This window comes from Pseudoalteromonas sp. 0802, assembly GCF_013350085.1.
GTDB lineage: Bacteria > Pseudomonadota > Gammaproteobacteria > Enterobacterales > Alteromonadaceae > Pseudoalteromonas.
Genome location: NZ_JABVXE010000092.1, coordinates 1 through 419, shown reverse-complemented (window position 1 = coordinate 419; position 419 = coordinate 1). Strand labels below are relative to the sequence as shown.

Below are 419 nucleotides of genomic sequence, written 5' to 3'. Positions count from 1 at the left end.
CCTTCACTAAAGATAATTGTATCAAGCATCGACTTGATATTTTCTGTTTTTAAATAAGTATAAGTGAAGTCGATTGTTCTATGATCAGTATGCGCATTATCAGCTATAATTGGAGCACCGAATTCTATTGCTTCAAAATAGCGCGGATAATCACTCTTAGTTAAATATGGCAGGTCTTTAGGGATATCATTAACTCCCCAATCAGTATTTGCAACACACTCTAAAATACTTTTTTCTGGGTCCGAATTCAGCAACCAAACAGAAACACGACTGACATCCAAAGTTTCAAGTGAATCCTGCAAAACTTGCCATATAAACACTTGCACCGGGGCACTGTAATCAACCTTCATTGATGCATGGCGCCGGATTAAATTGGAGCTAACTAGAATTTTATCGTAATTATCCAAAAACAACCCTTA

General features: G+C 36.8%; 1 protein-coding gene. It reads right to left on the bottom strand.

Going from position 1 to position 419, the window contains the following annotated elements; translation table 11 throughout:
• On the bottom strand, positions 1–407 hold a 407-nt coding region (locus tag HUS61_RS21290; RefSeq protein WP_220094932.1), incomplete at its 3' end, for a GAF domain-containing protein.
• Positions 408–419: the final 12 nt, after the last annotated feature.